The organism is Maribacter litoralis, from assembly GCF_902506355.1.
GTDB lineage: Bacteria > Bacteroidota > Bacteroidia > Flavobacteriales > Flavobacteriaceae > Maribacter > Maribacter litoralis.
In genome coordinates this window covers 580,914-598,026 of record NZ_LR733271.1, presented here as the reverse complement: position 1 = coordinate 598,026, position 17,113 = coordinate 580,914, and the positions used below count along the sequence as shown (strand labels likewise).

Here is a 17,113-nt window from a genome sequence, read left to right as displayed (position 1 = left end):
GGTTGGTTATCGAATGCTTTTTACAAACTCTACAATAGAATGTACTCCATTTGCAGTCAAGTGCTTAATAAAAGCAGAACCTATAATTGCTCCTTGAGCTGTTTTGGTAGCTTGCTTAAAAGTTTCTTCGTCTTTAATACCGAAACCAACTATTTGTGGGTTCTTTAAATTCATTTGGGCAATGCGCTGAAAATAACTTTCTTGTTCTTGACCAAAACCAGATTTAGAACCTGTTACACTAGCTGAACTTACCATATAGATAAAACCATCCGAAGCCTTGTCGATCTGATCAATACGTTCGTTACTAGTTTGTGGTGTAATAAGGAAAACATTTAAAAGTCCGTATTTTTTAAACGTTTCTTCGTACTCGTCTTGATAAACATCGAGCGGTAAATCGGGTAGAATAAGTCCGTCGATACCAATTTTCTGGCATTTTTTACAGAATGCCTCCACACCATATTGTAACATCGGGTTGAAATAACCCATGATAATTAACGGGATAGATACCGTTTTACGAATATCTTTCAATTGATTGAAAAGTACTTCGGTAGTCATTCCGTTTTTCAATGCAGCAGTAGAGCTTTCTTGAATTGTTGGTCCGTCTGCTAAAGGATCACTAAATGGTAATCCTATTTCAATCATATCAACCCCGTTCTTTTCTAAATCTTCAATGATTTTAACGGTATCGTTGAGTGCAGGATACCCAGCGGTAAAATATATGGAAAGGAGTTTTTTGCCTTCTTGTAATTTTGTGGTAATTCTATTGCTCATAATAAAGTTATGCTAGCTTAAAGTAATCTATGTAAGTATTTAAATCTTTATCTCCACGACCGGAAAGGCTGATAACAACAACATCATCTTTTTTGAATTTTTTATGTTCAAAAATTGCAAATGCATGTCCCGTTTCAATTGCAGGAATAATACCTTCCAATTTAGATAACTCAAGACCGGCAGCCATTGCTTCATCATCCGTAGCAGAATAGAATTCAGCACGACCAGATTTATATAGATGCGAGTGCATTGGACCAACGCCAGGATAATCTAATCCTGCGGAAATAGAATAGGGTTCAGTAATTTGACCATCTGTTGTTTGCATTAGCATAGTTTTACAACCATGAATTATCCCAACTTTGCCAAGTGCCGATGTAGCTGCGCTTTCTCCAGAATCTATACCTTTACCGGCAGCTTCAACCGCAATAATGCCAACATCAGGTTCATGCAAAAAATGGTAGTACGTACCAGCTGCATTACTGCCACCACCGATACATGCAACTACATAATCAGGATTTTCACGACCTTCTTTTTCTTTTAATTGCCATTTTATTTCCTCTGAAATTACAGATTGAAAACGGGTTACCATATCTGGGTAAGGATGCGGGCCAATAGCTGACCCAATAATATAATGGGTATCTACTGGATTATTGATCCAATCTCTAATAGCTTCGTTCGTGGCATCTTTTAGGGTTCTACTACCAGATTTTGCAGGTCTTACCTCGGCACCCAACATTTTCATACGAGCCACGTTAGGTGCTTGACGGGCAATATCAATTTCACCCATATACACAATACATTCCATGCCCATTAAGGCACAAACGGTAGCAGTGGCTACACCATGTTGCCCAGCACCAGTTTCGGCAATAATTCTGGTCTTGCCTAGCTTTTGAGCCATTAGAATCTGACCAATGGTATTATTTACTTTGTGTGCACCAGTGTGGTTTAGATCTTCTCTTTTTAAGTATATTTTACACCCATGTTTTTCAGAAAGTCGTTTGGCAAAATATAGGGGAGAAGGTCTACCGACATAGTCTTTTAAAAGCTGATTGAATTCTTTCTGAAAAGAATCTTCGTACATCAGTTTTAAATAATTTTGTCGTAGTTCTTCCACGTTTGGGTACAACATTTCGGGTATAAATGCACCGCCAAATTCACCGTAGTACCCTTTTTCATCAGCATTATAATTCATAGCGCTTCTTTAAACTTTTGTAATTCTTCAATATTTTTTAAACCCGGTTCTATTTCAAATCTGCTATTTACATCAATGGCATAGCAATACTTAGACTCGGGACTTTTTATAAATTCGTTAATCTTATCAAGATTGTTCAGCCCAATTCCGCCGCTTAAAAAGAAAGGTTTGGTAGAAGGGTAATCTTTTAAGACAGACCAATTAAATGTGTAACCATTACCACCAGGTAACTTTCCTTTGGTGTCAAAAAGATAATAGTCGCAAACATTTTCATAAGGTATTAGTACATCAAAATTGAATGCTTCCTTTATGGAGAAAACTTTAATAATTTCGACCTTCTGATTGCATTTTTTTAATTCGGAAGCAACTTGTACACAGTATTCAACACTCTCATGACCATGCAATTGAACTCCTTGTAATTTATGCTTATTGACAATTTTAATGACATCAGCTATATCTGCATCCACAAAAACACCTATTTTACTTATTTGATGTGGTAAATCTGGAATTTCACCTTTAAAATATCTTGATGAAGGTTCCCAAAATATAAAACCAAGATAATCTGGTTGCAATTGAGCAACATCAGATGTATTTAGTTTCATTCCGCAGATTTTGAGTTTCATATTATTTTTTTAAATCTGTTATGAATGTTATGGCGCTTTCACCTGGGTTGTCGGTTTTCATAAAATTTTCACCAATAAGAAAACCTTTATATCCATATTCCTTCAACTCTTTAATAGCTTCAATAGAGCTGATTCCGCTTTCGGATACTTTTACAAAATCATCGGGAATTAAGTTTGAAAGTGATTTGCTAGTCTCTAAACTAACCTCAAAAGTCTTTAAATTTCTATTGTTAACACCTAACATATCTATACTGGGCATAATAGATTTGTGAAGCTCTTCTTCGTTATGAACCTCTAAGAGTACATCTAGACCCAAGCTTTTTGCCAATTCAGAGAATTTTTTAATTTCTTCCATAGTCAGCACAGCAGCTATTAAAAGTATAACATCGGCACCATAAGCTTTGGCTTCTATAATTTGGTATTCACTGATTATAAATTCTTTGCGAAGTAAAGGGATTTGTGCGGATGCCCTGGCAATTATTAAATCTTCTAAAGAACCTCCAAAATATTTAATATCGGTCAATACGCTCATACCGCAAACGCCTGCTTTTTCATATCCCATTGCTACCTGCCCAACATTGGCATTCTGATTAATGGTTTTTTTGGACGGAGATCTGCGTTTAAATTCAGAGATTATTCCCGTGTCACTATTTCTAAGCGCTTGAGCCAAAGAAAAAGTGTCTCTTTTAAAAATTACCGAATGTGTGTATTGAGCGGCTGGAAAAATCAAACTTTTTAATTCAATTTCCTTTCGTTTATCCGCTACAATCTTATCTAGAATATTCATAACATATATGTTTATTATAGTCTCGTTAATTCGAGACACGGCATTCGATTTAATTTTTACTCAGTTCCTGTATTTTTTTCAAAGCTGCCAACCCGTTACCACTTAATAGCGATTCCTTAGCTTTTTCAAAACCCTCAATAGGAGTTAGGCTTTCTACCGTAGCAATGGCAATACCTGCATTGGCACAGACCACATTATTTTGTGCTTCGGTACCTTTGCCTTGTAAAACGTTCATGAAAATTTGAGCCGATGATTCTATACCATCACCACCAACAATATCCGATTGTTTAATTTCTGCCACACCAAAATCAGATGGTTTTAGCATCGCCTCGGTAGTATTTGAAATTGTTTTGGTGCTACCTGTCAATGATATTTCGTCATAACCGTCTAAAGCATGTAGCACAGTAAAATTCTTATCGGTTTTCTGATAAAGATAGCCATACATACGAGCTAGCTCAAGGTTAAAAACACCTACCATTTGGTTTTTAGGAAATGCAGGGTTTACCATTGGGCCTAACATATTAAAGAATGTTTTCACTGCTAGATCTTTACGTATAGGTGCCACATTTTTCATAGCAGGATGAAATAGGGGAGCGTGTAATACACAAATTCCTGCCTCATCGATACATTTTTCAAGAAAGCCGGCATCGTTGCTGAATTTTATCCCTAAAAACTCCATCACATTACTACTACCACATTTAGAGGAAACCCCATAATTACCATGCTTAGTGACTTTTACACCTGCACCAGCGGTAACAAAAGAAGCCAGTGTAGAAATATTAAAAGTGTCTTTACCATCGCCGCCTGTACCACAAAGGTCAATAGGGTTGTAGGCAGATAAATCTACCGCTAGGCATAAATCTAACAAAGCATCTCTAAAACCCTCTAATTCTTCAATGGTAATGCTTCGCATCATATAGACGGTCAAGAAAGCCGCGATCTGACTTGTGTTATAATCACCCTGTGCGATATTCACCAAAATGCGTTTGGCATCTTCTTTAGAAAGTATCTCGTGATTTATAAGCTTGTTTAATGTTTCTTTCATTTTTGTAATACTATATAGTTGGTTTTTAAGGCTGGTTTAAGCGTTCAACCAATTTTCTAACATTTTTTTTCCTTGCGGGGTAAGCACCGATTCGGGGTGAAATTGCACGGCATGTACATCATATTCCTTATGGCGTAAAGACATTATTTGTCCGTTTTCATCTACAGATGTTGCTTCTAAAACTTCCGGTAAATCAGGATTTACCACCCAAGAATGGTATCTGCCAACTTCGATTTCATTTGGAAGCCCTTCAAAAATAATATCATCTTTTGTGATTTTTATTTTAGTGGCAATACCGTGATACACTTCATCCAAATTTATTAGGGAACCACCAAATACTTCAGCGATTGCCTGTTGCCCTAAACAAACTCCAAAAATACTTTTGGTAGGTGCATATTTTTTGATGATTTGTTTTAGCAAACCTGCTTCGTCTGGTATACCCGGACCAGGAGAAAGTACAATTTTATCAAATGCATCAACCTCTTCTAGGGTAAGTTGGTCATTACGTTTTACAATAACCTCACAACCTAACTCCTCTAAATAATGCACTAGGTTATAAGTGAAACTATCGTAATTATCTATAACTAATATTTTCTTCATTTTATATGTCTTCAGCTATTTCTAATGCCTTGGTCAGAGCGCCTAGTTTGTTATATGTTTCTTGTAGTTCACTTTCTGGGTTTGATGCAGCGACCAATCCGGCACCAGCTTGGTAATGCAGTTTATGATTTTTACTTAAAAAAGTTCTGATCATAATGGCATGGTTGAAATTTCCTGAGAAATCCATGAAACCTATAGCTCCACCATAATACCCACGACTGGTTTTTTCATATTTTTCAATAAGTTGCATGGCCATGTGTTTTGGAGCGCCACTTAATGTACCGGCAGGGAAAGTATCAGCTACCACTTTCATGGTAGGAATATCACTTTTCTTCATTCCTGTAACCTTAGAAACTAAGTGTATAACATGGGAGAAAAATTGCACCTCTCTATAGTTTTCTACCTGTACAACACTTCCGTTTCTACTAAGGTCGTTACGGGCAAGATCTACTAACATCACGTGCTCACTGTTTTCTTTATTGTCCGTTTTCAATTCCTTGGCAAGTTGAGCATCTTGCTCATCGTTACCGGTTCTTTTAAAAGTACCTGCAATAGGGTGTATTTCAGCTTTACCTTCGCTAACGATTAGCTGTGCTTCTGGTGAACTACCAAATATTTTGAAATCACCATAATCAAAATAGAATAGATATGGAGACGGATTTACAGAACGTAAAGCTCTATACACATTAAACTCATCACCTTTAAAACCTTGGGAAAAACGTCTGCTTAAAACCAACTGAAAAACATCGCCACGTTGACAGTGTTTTTTAGCTAATTCAACATGTTTTCTGTAATCTTCATCTTCTAAATTAGATTCTCTTTCTCCTTCGATCTTAAAGTTGTAGGTGGCAAAATTTCTAATGTTTAGAAGTTGTTCCAGTTCAGGAATATTGTTCTCGGTATTATAACAATGAGCAAAAAGATATGCTTCATTCTTATAATGATTGATGGCAATGATATTTTGATACACGGCATAGTAAATATCTGGAATATGAACAGAGTCATCTTTAACCGATATATCAACATCTTCAAAATACCGAACGGCGTCGTAAGCCATATAGCCAAACAAGCCGTTATTAATGAATTTATAGTCATTGTCATCAGCTTTAAAAGCTTTGCTGAAAGAATCGATACAGTTGACCACATCAATTTCTGGTGTTATTTCAATTTCTTCTATAACACCATCTGGAAATTGTTTGGTAATAACTTCATTTTCCACTTTAATAGATGCAATTGGGTTGCAACAGATATAAGAAAAACTGTTGTTGTTTGCATGATAGTCGCTACTTTCCAAAAGAATGCTATTTGGAAAACGGTCTCTAATTTTTAAGTAGACACTTACCGGGGTAACGGTATCGGCAAGTATTTTTTTATGATATGTTTTAAATTGATAGGCCATACATAGGTACTTTTATAAAATAAAGAAGGCTTGTCGTGATGACAAGCCTTTATATAGTTTTACTACAATGATGCTGTGCTCACGATGTTTTTCGTAAGTTGTTCCACCACCAAGTATTTGCGATTAAATTTTTCATTGAGCACCAAATATAAAAAGGAAATTTAAACTTTCAAACTTTACCTTGGCAAAAATAAAAATCCCTTTGAATATATCTCAAAGGGATTTTAAATTGTTGTAATTCCACAGGGTCAATGGAATTTAATGGGTGTTATAGTGCTAGATCAACTACTAAATCGAAATCATCATAGATAGCTTTATCACCTAAATTGTCAAAGAAGCTTCCTGAACCATACTTAATATCAAATTTTGTTCTGTCAATCTTTACAGTAGCAGTAGCTTTGTTTTCGAACATAGAAACAACTAGAGTTACAGGTTTAGTTATACCTTTAATGGTAAGGTCTCCGGTTACAGTGTATGAATTATCGTTCATAGGTTTAACGGAAGTAAAAACCAATTTTGATGTTGGGTTGTTTTCAACACCAAAGAAATCTGCGGATTTTAAATGTCCTTCTAATTTTTCTTTTCCCTTACCAGCTTCAAGGTCGTTTACGGTAATTGAAGTCATATCAACCACAAATTCCCCTCCTGTCAATTTTTTGCCGTTCATTTCTAAATGGCCAGATTTTAGGTTTATGCTACCGTTGTGCGCACCGGTAACTTTGTAGCCCTTCCAGGTAACTGTACTTTCACTAACTTTTACTTCTTTCTTTTCTCCGTCAATTGGGGTAGTAGCAGTTGCGCTAAAGCCAAAAACAGCTACGAATACTAAACTTAATAATGATTTTTTCATGTTTCTAATTTTAAAATGATTGTGTTTAATTTATATATGTGTAATAATTTGTTCTTCTGGGTATCTTACTTTTGGATAATGCTGTGTGGCATCTTCAGATGATCGGTATCCAACCGCTAGCACTACCGCGGCGTTTAAACCTTTGTCTGTAAGTCCTAATATTTCATTGTATTGCTCTTTGTCAAAACCTTCCATAGGGCAGGTATCAATTTCCATTTCAGCGGCAATCGTCATAAGGTTACCTAAAACAATATAGGCTTGATTAGAAGTCCATGCGCCTTTGTAAGCATCTGGAAGGTCTAAAAGGGTTGATTTCATTGTTTTGGAAAACCCTTCAAGATCCTCTTTACTTAGACCGCGAACTTTCATAATGTTAGCTATGTAATCATCTATCATACTATCATCAAAGGTAGGCTTGTTGGCTAAAACAATAATATAAGATGCGTCTGTTATTTGCGGTTGGTCATAAGAAGCTTTTCTTAATTCTTTTCTTACTTCCTCATTTTTGATTACATAAATCTCATAAGGTTGCAAACCGTAAGAAGAAGCTGTTAGTCTTCCAGCTTCTAATAATGTATTCAAATCTTCGTTGCTCACTTGTTTAGAGCTGTCGAAATTTTTGGTGGCATAACGCCAGTTTAGTTTATTTAAAATAGTACTCATAGTTGTGCTTAAAATTTATCTAATAATTCGTTGAATTGGTGTAATTCTTCTTTGGTAAAGTTTTTAAGCATATTTTCTTCTGCTTCAAAAAGTATTCCATCAATTTCATTTAAAATTTTTAATCCGTTTTCGGTAATTACAATTTCTACTTTTCTTCTATTTTTTTCGCATACCGTTCTGTTTACAAACCCTTTTAAAATTAGCTTGTCTACCAAACGGGTAGTATTACTCATTTTGGTAACCATACGTTCGTTAATAGTAGAAAGATTTGCAGGTTTCCCATTTTGCCCTCTTAAGATTCGGAGCACATTAAACTGTTGTACCGATATGTCATAAGGTTTTAAAACCGTAGAAACGCCTTCATTAATTTTATTTGCTACAAGAGCAACATGAATTAATGTCCGTTTGGCCAACGGCATTTTTTTATTCGTCTTTATAATTTCTTCTACATTCATGTATGTACAATAATTGTATATACAAATGTATAATTATATTTGGAATTGGATATAATTGTTATGATTAATTTTTTGTTAAAAACATGAAGACGGTCTCAATAAATAAAAATCGATTATTTTTACAGCATATAATTTACACTATGGCAGATTTATCACAACAAGAATGGGAAGAGCAGTTAGAGAAAGATTCTAATGCAGTAATTCTCGATGTAAGAACAGAAGAAGAAGTAGAAGAAGGTATAATTCCTAATTCAATCAATATCGATATTTATAAAGGACAAGAGTTTGTTGAAGAATTGGAGAAGCTTGACAAAACAAAAAACTATTATGTGTACTGTAGGTCTGGAGCAAGAAGCGGTCAGGCATGTGCGATCATGAAAAACTTAGGCTTTGATAAAGCTTTTAATCTTCAAGGAGGATTTATGAATTGGGAAGGTGAAACCGCTTAACTTCAATTCTTTTCAGAAAATATGCCCGCTTTACAGCGGGTTTTTTATTTTTATAAAATGAAGGAAGACTTACTTCATTTTATTTGGAAGTACAAAAAATATCCAGTGAATGGGCTCAAGACAACATCAGACGAAGATGTTTATGTCAAGTCTGTCGGTACTCATAATGATTTAAGTGGACCTGATTTTTTCAATGCACAAATAGAATTGAACGGGCAGCTATGGGCTGGTAATGTAGAAGTTCATCTAAAATCATCAGATTGGTATGCGCATAATCACCAAGAAGATCGTAATTATGACAATGTAATTTTGCATGTTGTATGGGAAGATGATATTTCTGTATATAGAAAAGACGGAAGTCAAATACCAACGGTATCCCTTAAAGATATTATTTCTGACTCATTATTACAGAACTATCAGAAATTGTTCAACACTAAAAATTATAAGTTTATCAATTGTGAAAATGATTTTGATAAAGTAGACGAGTTTATTAAAGAGAATTGGTTAGATAGACTATTTGTAGAACGTTTAGAGCAAAAATCAATATTCATTACCGAGCTGCTTGTTTATACCAATAATAATTGGGAGCAAGTTTTATTTTTAATGCTTTTAAAGTCATTTGGTTCTAAAATTAATAGAGATGTATTTGTGGAGATCGGTAAATCAATAGATTTTTCTATCATAAGAAAATTGCATAAAAAGCCGCTTCAGATGGAAAGTTTGTTCTTTGGTCAGGCAAAATTGTTAGATAACGCTACAACCGACGATAAGTATTTAGAAGAATTACAAAAAGAATATAACTACCTAGCGCATAAGTTTAATTTGAACCCGGTTTTTAAGTCTCCCGAGTTTTTTAGATTAAGACCCATGAATTTTCCGACCATAAGACTAGCGCAATTGAGCGCTATTTATGCGGAAAATAATAATTTATTTCATTTGTTGATTGAAAAGGAGGAGTCGGACTTCTTCGATATTCTAAAAATTGGTACCTCACCATATTGGGATACCCATTATAATTTTGGCAAGATTTCAAAACAGAGCAAAAAGAGAATATCAAGCTCATTTTTAAATTTACTGTTTATAAACACTATTATACCATTAAAGTTTGCATACCGCCAATATAAAGGTGCCACGGATAATGAAGGTCTGTTTCAAATGATGGCGAAAATTAAAAAAGAAGAAAACAGTATAATAACTAACTTTGATAAATTGCAGGCATCGATAATAAATGCTAAAGATTCTCAAACATACTTACAGTTGTATAATAACTATTGTAGGAAAGATAAATGCTTGGATTGTGCGATTGGGGCATCTTTAATGAATGTAAAAGCCTAATTTTATACGCAATGAATGTATTCTATGAAATATTGCTTTATTTTCAAAAAAGGGGATTCGAAGTCTGTGGTAGAATCGCTGAACGCCTAGGTATTAGGGCTAGGGTTGTTAGAACATCTTTTATTTACCTCACTTTTGTAACAGTTGGCTTTGGTTTTGCCCTTTATCTTTTTCTGGCGTTCTGGTTGAAAATAAAAGATTTAGTGTACACCAAACGAAATTCCGTTTTTGATTTATAATGTATGATACAATTATTTAAGTCTAAAATATATCTAGCATTGGCCTTAATGCTACTGGTTTTGACTTTTGGAGTATTGGGGTATCGCTTTGTGGCAGACTATTCTTGGGTAGATGCATTTTACATGACCATAATTACCGTTACTACCGTAGGGTTTTCTGAGGTAAGGCCTATGGGGCCAGAGGGTAAGATTTTCACCATTATACTTATAGTTACCAGTGTATTTATCGTAGGTTTTGCTATTTCGATAGTAACCGAATACCTACTTTCTAGAAATTCAGTAGAACTGCTTAAAAAAAGAAAAATGAAAAGTGCCATCGAAAATTTAAATGAACACGTTATTGTCTGTGGTTTTGGTCGTAACGGTATGCAGGCGGCCGAAAAATTAAAAGCTTATAGAAGACCTTTTGTGGTAATTGAAAAGGACAAAGAAATTATAGAAAGGTTTGAAGATGACATATTGTTTATTGAAGGTGATGCAAATGATGACGATGTGCTCTTACAAGCCGGTATAGAGCGGGCAAGATATTTAATTGCCACGTTACCAGATGATGCGGCTAACCTTTTTGTGGTATTGTCGGCTAGGCAGATGAAAAGAAATCTCTTTATAATTAGTAGGGCTTCTCTCGTAAATTCTCAAAAGAAATTGTTTTTGGCTGGTGCCAATAAGGTAATTATGCCAGATAAAATTGGAGGGGACCATATGGCGTCTTTGGTAGTAATGCCAGATTTGATAACGTTTATGGACAAGCTTTCTACCGAAGGTGAGAACACCACAAATCTTGAGGAGGTAGCTATTGAAGATTTTTCAGATCAAATTGAATGTAACTCTTTGCGAGATCTTGATTTACGAAGAAAAACGGGGTGTACTATAATAGGATATATTTCGCCAGATGGTAATTATATCATCAATCCGGAAGCTGATATGGAACTACAGCCGAAAAGTAAGGTCATAGTACTGGGTAGACCAGAACAGATAAAGAAATTAAATGAGATGTTCCATATAGAATAATGATCTTTATACCATATATATTTGATTGCATCCATTATTTTTAAGATATTGCTAGACTAACTGACTAATTCAAAAAATTTTAAAACTTATGAAGTATAGACTTCTAACTCTATTAACGATGTTAATTCCATTTCTTACAATTGCACAAGAAAAGGGCTTGGATGAAAAAGTAAATGATGCCTTCATGCCTTTTGCAACATGGTGGGAAGCAACGGTTTTAACTTCTATTCCAATAGCAGGTTACAACATTCCAATTGTACTTATTTTATTAATTGTAGGAGCTACCTTTTTTACGATCTATTTCAAATTTCCCGGTATTAGTAAATTTCCTTTAGCTATCAATGTAGTAAGAGGTAAATATGAAGAAATTGAAAAGTACGGACTTGAGAAAGTTCAATTACATATGACAGAAGATGGCGATATTCCTGATACCATTAGAGATGAAAGTGAAGAAGGTGAGGTAAGTCACTTTCAGGCTTTGGCAACTGCCGTTTCTGGTACGGTAGGGCTAGGTAATATTGCCGGTGTGGCAGTGGCAATAGCCTTAGGTGGTCCTGGAGCTACATTTTGGATGATCATATGTGGTTTAATCGGAATGTCTACAAAATTTGTAGAATGTACTTTAGGGGTTAAATACAGAGATGTAGGTCCTGATGGTACCGTGTATGGCGGTCCTATGTACTATTTGTCAAGAGGACTAAGTGAAAGCAACTTTAAAATATTAGGTAAAATATTGGCAGGTCTCTTTGCAATATTATGTGTAGGTGCTTCCTTTGGTGGTGGTAACGCATTTCAATCTAACCAAGCTGCGGTACAATTAACTTCAATGTTTAATTTGGAGGGTGGTGCAACTGGGGTTGTCATAGGTGTAATTCTTGCAATTTTAGTGGGTATCGTTATTATAGGTGGTATTAAAAAGATTGCCAGTGTAACGGAAAAGATAGTTCCTTTTATGGCAGGTATTTATGTTCTAGCATCTTTGGTGATCATTTTTTCGAATATCAAATATATAGGCGATGCATTCGGGATGATTTTTGCCGGTGCCTTTTCTCCAGATGCTGCTATTGGTGGTATCGTTGGTGTTATAATCGTTGGTTTCCAAAGAGCGGCATTCTCTAATGAAGCAGGTGCTGGTTCTGCAGCCATTGCACACTCTGCAGTGAAAACAAGATACCCTGCAAGTGAAGGTATAGTGGCATTATTAGAGCCGTTTATCGATACTGTGGTAATTTGTACAATGACAGCTTTGGTAATTATATTTTTTAATATGGACGCTGGTGCTTTTGATTATGGTAATGGTATAGGTAGTACGGTTATGTTAAATGAATCTGGTGCATATGTCGGTGGAGTTGATTTGACTTCGATGGCGTATGATTCTGTTATTCCAGGCTTTAGGTATGTACTTACAATCGCAATTATTCTATTTGCATTTTCAACAATGATTTCTTGGTCTTATTACGGACTTCAATCATGGAAATATTTATTCGGAAGAGGTAAAACGGCCGATATCGTTTATAAAGTACTTTTCTTAATGTTTGTTGTTATTGGTGCAGCAGCTACCTTAGATGCAGTTATTAAATTTTCGGATGCTATGATTTTGGCATTAGTATTTCCTAATATGATAGGTTTACTAATTCTTTTCCCGAAAGTGAAGAAAAGCTTTGATAGGTATTTAACGGCCATTAAGAAGGTGTACTAATATTTATTAGATTTTGAAAAATCTTAAATCCCACTTCAAGTTCAATAAACAAGAACGAAGTGGGATTTTCTTTTTATTGTTTATACTGATTTTTATTCAAATAGGGTACTATGTGTACCGGTCGTATGCGGTTAACGATGCTGATGCTTTAATATTTGAAAACACAATACAAACACAAATTGATTCTTTAAAAGTTATAGCATCACAGAGTGATGTAAAGCACGAATATCCTTTCAATCCTAATTATATAACAGATTTTAAAGGGTATACGCTTGGGATGTCTGTTGAGGAAATAGATAGGTTACATAAATACAGGGAAGGAAATAAATATGTTAACTCGGCAAAAGAATTTCAAGAAGTGACTAAGGTTTCCGATTCTTTACTGAATAAAATAGCTCGAAATTTTAAATTTCCGGAATGGGCAAAAAAATCAAAAGTTAAAGCCTCTTATCAAACTAATTCAACGAAACCAAATGAGCATGTCAATAAAGTAATCTATAAAGATTTAAATAAGGCTACGGCTCAACAGTTGCGAAAAATTAATGGAATAGGTGAGAAGCTGTCAGCAAGAATCATAAAATTTAGAGATAGATTAGGCGGTTTTTTAATTGACGAACAGTTGTTTGATGTGTATGGTCTTGAAAAAGAAGTGGTAAATAGAACTTTAAAAGAATTTAAAGTGATCAGTAAACCGCAAATTGTAAAAATTAACGTAAATAATGCAACGGCTTCAGAATTGTCAAAATTGATATATCTTCAAAAACACGTGTCTGAAAGCATTGTAAATTATCGTAATCTCAACGGAAGTATCAATTCTTTGAACGAATTGTCAAAAATAGAAGGTTTTCCTATAGAGCGTATTGATAGAATTGCTTTATATTTGTCATTATAAAAATAACGCTATGCAAAGTATGTACTTCACTGAAGAACATCAACTATTTAGGGCCAGCCTTAAAGATTTTTTACAAAAAGAAGTAGTTCCCCATATTGATAAGTGGGAAGAAACAGGAACCATTGAAAGGTTTATTTGGAAGAAGTTTGGTGATATGGGCTATTTTGGTCTGGCAACTCCTGAAGAAGATGGTGGTCTTGGTCTTGATCTTTTTTATACCATTATCTTGTTAGAGGAGCTTCAAAAAATTAATTCTGGTGGATTTGCAGCTGCAATTTGGGCTCATGCATATTTGGCTATGACCCATTTAAACAAAGAGGCAGATGCTTATTTAAAGGAAAAGTATTTGCGCCCAAGCGTAGATGGAGATAAAATAGGTTGTCTATGTATATCAGAACCTTTTGGAGGTAGTGATGTTGCGGCAATGAGAACAACTGCGATCAAGAATGGTGATCATTATATTTTAAATGGTTCCAAAACTTTTATTACCAATGGGGTTTATGCCGATTATATGATCGTAGCGGCAAAAACCAATCCGGAGTTAGGGAATAAAGGAATTAGCATTTTTGCAGTTGATAGAAAAAGTGAAGGGGTTACCGCCAATAAATTGAATAAATTGGGGTGGCGAGCATCTGACACCGCAGAACTTGCTTTTGATAATGTGAAAATTCCTGCAGAGAATCTTATGGGTGAAGAAAACATGGGCTTTTCCTATATAATGGAACATTTTTCTTTGGAACGATTGATAATGGGTGTAAATGCTCATGCTCGCTCAGAACATGTTTTGGAATATGCATTAAACTACATGTCTGAAAGGGAAGCCTTTGGTAAATCAATAAATCAATTTCAGGCTTTAAGACATAGAGTGGTAGATCTTCATGCGGATATTGATATGTGTAAGGAATATAATTATTCTGTAGCATATCGACTGGATAAAGGTCAATATGTGGTTAAAGAGGCAACGATCTCTAAATTAAAGTCTACTAAAGTTGCAGATGAGGTGGCTTATGAGTGTTTACAGTTTTTAGGTGGCTATGGTTATATAGAAGACTATCCGATGGCACGTAATTTTAGAGACAGTAGATTAGGACCAATAGGTGGTGGAACATCGGAAATACTAAGAGAAATTATTTCTAAAATTATTATAGATAAAAAAGAATATAAGCCGGCTACGGTTTAGTCGGTTGAATTAAAAAATTTAAAAAGTAGATTAAAGGTTGCCCATTTGAATATAGTTAGTATATTTGCAGCCTTAATCATAAAGAAAGGAGGTTGTAGCCCATGTTAATAATACCAGTAAAAGAAGGAGAAAACATCGATAGAGCTTTAAAGCGTTTCAAGCGTAAGTTTGATAAGACAGGTACAATGAGACAGTTGCGTAAACGTCAACAGTTCACAAAACCTTCAGTTGAGCGTAGAGCACAAATACAAAAAGCAGAATATATTCAAGGTCTAAGAGATCAAGAAGAAGTTTAGACTTTGTACTAGAAAATAAAAATCCCGCAATTTGCGGGATTTTTTTTGCGTTAAAATCAAGTAATTTAAAACTTTGATACCTTTAATATATGTTTTTGTCGGAATTTATATCATATCTCACTCTAGAAAAAAATTACTCTGCACATACCGTGAAGGCGTACCAAAAAGATATTTTAGAGTTTGTGGAATTTTGTAAATCAGTGTATGATGTTGATGATATTGACTCTGTAGAATACGCATTGGTTCGTAATTGGATAGTAGTGTTAGCAGAAAAACAGATAAACAATAGAACTATAAATAGAAAAATTTCATCCCTAAAGGCATATTATAAATTTCTTCAAAAGATAGGTGTCTCAGAAGTCAGTCCTTTAAGTAAACATAAAGCATTAAAAACTTCCAAGAAGATAGAAATACCTTTTTCAGAGCATGAGATGAAAAGAGTATTGTCTGAAATTGAGTATACGGCCGATTTTGAAGGTGTAAGGGATGAATTGCTTATACATGTACTTTATGTAACGGGAATGAGAAGGGCGGAAATTATATCGCTTAAAGTGGCAGATGTTGATTTTGCTAACATGACAATAAAGGTTTTTGGTAAAAGAAGTAAAGAGCGTTTTGTTCCCATGTTGTTAGAGACGAAAGAAAAATTTAAAGTTTATTTAGAAAACAGGAGCGCATTAGCTAATATTAAAGATGATGCATTTATGTTTTTGACTATGTCAGGTAATAAATTGTATGAAACACTTGTTTATAGGTTAATAAAAAAGTACTTTAGAGAGGTTTCCTCTAAGGTGAAAACGAGTCCGCATATTCTTAGGCATACCTTTGCAACGCATCTTTTGAATAAAGGTGCCGATTTAAATGCGGTAAAAGAATTGCTGGGTCATTCCAGTTTGGCGTCTACACAGGTTTACACGCATAATAGTATTGCAGAGTTAAAAAAAGTGCATGCAAATGCTCATCCAAGGGGAAATAAGAAATAAATGTTTAATCTGGCTAAATTCTTAAAGCCTATAAATTTCCTGACTATGAAAGTAAATACGCAATCGGTAAATTTCAATGCAGACAGAAAATTGATTAATTTTCTTCAAAACAGACTTGATAAGGTGGAAACCTTTTATTCTAAGGTAATTAGCTCTGATGTATATATGAAAGTCGAAAATACAAGTGCAAAAGAGAATAAGATAGTGGAGATAAAAATTTCGGTTCCAAAAGATAAATTCGTGGTAAAAAAACAATGTAAGTCATTTGAAGAGGCTGTGGATTCTGCTTGTAGTTCCCTGGAACGTAGGCTAATAAAACAAAAGCAGAAATTAAGATTACAAGCTTGATAAAAATTTTTCAAAATTTGTTTTGAATAAACAAAAAATACTATACATTTGCAGTCCGTTAGAAATAGCGGGCTTTTTTATGGCGATAAAAACCGTAAAATAAGCCGATGTAGCTCAGCTGGCTAGAGCAGCTGATTTGTAATCAGCAGGTCGTGGGTTCGAGTCCCTCCATCGGCTCTGAAGTTCTTTAAAATAATAGTTTGAGGGGAGATACTCAAGCGGCCAACGAGGGCAGACTGTAAATCTGCTGACTACGTCTTCGCAGGTTCGAATCCTGCTCTCCCCACAAATTTTTT

The 17,113-nt window shown here is 34.8% G+C and carries 20 protein-coding genes and 2 tRNA genes; 12 read left to right on the top strand and 10 right to left on the bottom strand.

All coding sequences use genetic code 11. The annotated features are described in order from the left end of the window. Positions 1–6: 6 nt before the first annotated feature. The 10 genes from trpA to EXIGUO8A_RS02380 form a co-directional block, all read right to left on the bottom strand. A complete protein-coding gene (trpA, locus tag EXIGUO8A_RS02425; protein WP_159301800.1) occupies positions 7–771 on the bottom strand; it encodes a tryptophan synthase subunit alpha in 765 nt (254 codons plus the stop codon). Between the two features lie 7 nt (positions 772–778). Continuing rightward, a complete protein-coding gene (trpB, locus tag EXIGUO8A_RS02420; protein WP_116769937.1) occupies positions 779–1,963 on the bottom strand; it encodes a tryptophan synthase subunit beta in 1,185 nt (394 codons plus the stop codon). After that, positions 1,960–2,586: a phosphoribosylanthranilate isomerase gene (locus EXIGUO8A_RS02415; RefSeq protein ID WP_159301799.1), complete on the bottom strand. Its 627-nt coding sequence runs from the start codon at positions 2,584–2,586 to the stop codon at positions 1,960–1,962. The genes trpB and EXIGUO8A_RS02415 overlap by 4 nt, the downstream gene beginning before the upstream one ends. A gap of 1 nt (position 2,587) precedes the next feature. Continuing rightward, a complete protein-coding gene (gene trpC, locus EXIGUO8A_RS02410; protein WP_159301798.1) occupies positions 2,588–3,373 on the bottom strand; it encodes an indole-3-glycerol phosphate synthase TrpC in 786 nt (261 codons plus the stop codon). A gap of 49 nt (positions 3,374–3,422) precedes the next feature. Next, positions 3,423–4,418 carry an anthranilate phosphoribosyltransferase gene (trpD, locus tag EXIGUO8A_RS02405; RefSeq protein WP_159301797.1) on the bottom strand — a complete coding sequence of 332 codons (996 nt, stop codon included), beginning with the start codon at positions 4,416–4,418 and terminating at the stop codon, positions 3,423–3,425. 36 nt (positions 4,419–4,454) lie between these two features. Next, positions 4,455–5,018 carry an anthranilate synthase component II gene (locus EXIGUO8A_RS02400; protein WP_159301796.1) on the bottom strand — a complete coding sequence of 188 codons (564 nt, stop codon included), beginning with the start codon at positions 5,016–5,018 and terminating at the stop codon, positions 4,455–4,457. Between the two features lies 1 nt (position 5,019). Then, a complete protein-coding gene (locus tag EXIGUO8A_RS02395; RefSeq protein ID WP_159301795.1) occupies positions 5,020–6,417 on the bottom strand; it encodes an anthranilate synthase component I family protein in 1,398 nt (465 codons plus the stop codon). Positions 6,418–6,685: 268 nt separating this feature from the next. Further along, positions 6,686–7,267, bottom strand: a complete 582-nt coding sequence (locus EXIGUO8A_RS02390; RefSeq protein ID WP_201304100.1) for a YceI family protein — start codon at positions 7,265–7,267, stop codon at positions 6,686–6,688. A gap of 30 nt (positions 7,268–7,297) precedes the next feature. Next, positions 7,298–7,930, bottom strand: a complete 633-nt coding sequence (locus EXIGUO8A_RS02385) for an NAD(P)H-dependent oxidoreductase (RefSeq protein WP_159301794.1) — start codon at positions 7,928–7,930, stop codon at positions 7,298–7,300. Positions 7,931–7,938: 8 nt separating this feature from the next. Then, positions 7,939–8,385 carry a MarR family winged helix-turn-helix transcriptional regulator gene (locus EXIGUO8A_RS02380; protein WP_159301793.1) on the bottom strand — a complete coding sequence of 149 codons (447 nt, stop codon included), beginning with the start codon at positions 8,383–8,385 and terminating at the stop codon, positions 7,939–7,941. Positions 8,386–8,525: 140 nt separating this feature from the next. Here EXIGUO8A_RS02380 and EXIGUO8A_RS02375 point away from each other — a divergent pair, with 140 nt between their 5' ends. From EXIGUO8A_RS02375 to EXIGUO8A_RS02320, 12 genes are all read left to right on the top strand, one after another. Next, on the top strand, positions 8,526–8,834 hold the full coding sequence (locus tag EXIGUO8A_RS02375; protein WP_116769928.1) for a rhodanese-like domain-containing protein: 309 nt from the start codon (positions 8,526–8,528) through the stop codon (positions 8,832–8,834). A 57-nt stretch (positions 8,835–8,891) separates the two neighbouring features. Continuing rightward, positions 8,892–10,169 (top strand): DUF2851 family protein, encoded by a 1,278-nt coding sequence (locus EXIGUO8A_RS02370; RefSeq protein ID WP_159301792.1) that lies wholly within the window; start codon positions 8,892–8,894, stop codon positions 10,167–10,169. An 11-nt stretch (positions 10,170–10,180) separates the two neighbouring features. Beyond that, positions 10,181–10,408, top strand: a complete 228-nt coding sequence (locus EXIGUO8A_RS02365) for a PspC domain-containing protein (RefSeq protein ID WP_116769926.1) — start codon at positions 10,181–10,183, stop codon at positions 10,406–10,408. A 3-nt stretch (positions 10,409–10,411) separates the two neighbouring features. Beyond that, positions 10,412–11,419 carry a potassium channel family protein gene (locus EXIGUO8A_RS02360; protein WP_159301791.1) on the top strand — a complete coding sequence of 336 codons (1,008 nt, stop codon included), beginning with the start codon at positions 10,412–10,414 and terminating at the stop codon, positions 11,417–11,419. An 88-nt stretch (positions 11,420–11,507) separates the two neighbouring features. Further along, on the top strand, positions 11,508–13,118 hold the full coding sequence (locus tag EXIGUO8A_RS02355; RefSeq protein ID WP_159301790.1) for an alanine/glycine:cation symporter family protein: 1,611 nt from the start codon (positions 11,508–11,510) through the stop codon (positions 13,116–13,118). 112 nt (positions 13,119–13,230) lie between these two features. After that, entirely contained in the window at positions 13,231–14,010 is a 780-nt protein-coding gene (locus EXIGUO8A_RS02350) for a ComEA family DNA-binding protein (RefSeq protein ID WP_236564417.1), read from the top strand. A gap of 10 nt (positions 14,011–14,020) precedes the next feature. Continuing rightward, positions 14,021–15,190 (top strand): acyl-CoA dehydrogenase family protein, encoded by a 1,170-nt coding sequence (locus tag EXIGUO8A_RS02345; RefSeq protein ID WP_159301788.1) that lies wholly within the window; start codon positions 14,021–14,023, stop codon positions 15,188–15,190. Positions 15,191–15,291: 101 nt separating this feature from the next. Next, entirely contained in the window at positions 15,292–15,486 is a 195-nt protein-coding gene (gene rpsU / locus EXIGUO8A_RS02340; RefSeq protein WP_058105996.1) for a 30S ribosomal protein S21, read from the top strand. Between the two features lie 89 nt (positions 15,487–15,575). Next, entirely contained in the window at positions 15,576–16,469 is an 894-nt protein-coding gene (locus EXIGUO8A_RS02335) for a tyrosine-type recombinase/integrase (protein ID WP_159301787.1), read from the top strand. Positions 16,470–16,514: 45 nt separating this feature from the next. Then, positions 16,515–16,817, top strand: coding sequence for a ribosome hibernation-promoting factor, HPF/YfiA family (gene hpf / locus EXIGUO8A_RS02330; protein WP_159301786.1), 303 nt, complete (start codon positions 16,515–16,517; stop codon positions 16,815–16,817). A gap of 103 nt (positions 16,818–16,920) precedes the next feature. Then, positions 16,921–16,994: transfer RNA gene (locus tag EXIGUO8A_RS02325), tRNA-Thr, on the top strand. Between the two features lie 27 nt (positions 16,995–17,021). After that, positions 17,022–17,103 (top strand) — tRNA-Tyr (locus EXIGUO8A_RS02320). Positions 17,104–17,113 lie beyond the last annotated feature (10 nt).